The sequence below is a fragment of the Acinetobacter sp. Colony158 genome, from assembly GCF_019264745.1.
GTDB lineage: Bacteria > Pseudomonadota > Gammaproteobacteria > Pseudomonadales > Moraxellaceae > Acinetobacter > Acinetobacter ursingii.
In genome coordinates, this window is sequence record NZ_CP078523.1 from 3,070,579 (window position 1) to 3,071,101 (window position 523).

Below are 523 nucleotides of genomic sequence, written 5' to 3' on the forward strand. Positions count from 1 at the left end.
GAACCGTACCGGGTTTGTCGGAGACTTTTTTATTTAAGTTAAGCCACCTGACCTAACGGATTAATCTTATCATAGTACATTGCTTCAAACTCAAAAGGCGATACATAACCCAGTGCACTGTGTACACGCTTTTTGTTGAACCAATCTACCCAATTTAATGTCGCAAGTTGTACATCCGCTAAACCTTGCCAATCTGCTTTTAAATATTCAATCACCTCTGTTTTGTATAAGCCATTCACCGTTTCAGCCAAAGCATTATCGTATGAATCACCTGTCGTACCGACTGATGCTCGTAAATTTGCTGCTTCTAAACGATTGGTATAGCGAATAGAAAGATATTGAACACCTCTATCGGAATGATGAATTACATTCTTTGGCATGCCTCGATCGTGCAATGCTTGCTCCAATGCATCGAGCACCATATCTGTATTCATCCGTGTAGATACTTTCCATCCAACAATTGCTCGCGAGAACACATCAATAATAAATGCAGTGTAGACCCAGCCAGAATTGGTTTGAATAT

1 protein-coding gene is annotated in these 523 nt (G+C 40.2%); it reads right to left on the bottom strand.

Annotation, left to right across the window (positions count from 1 at the left end):
- Positions 1–38 precede the first annotated feature (38 nt).
- Positions 39–523 (bottom strand): IS3 family transposase (locus JR005_RS15300; RefSeq protein WP_218665107.1); only part of this gene is annotated, 485 nt, incomplete at its 5' end.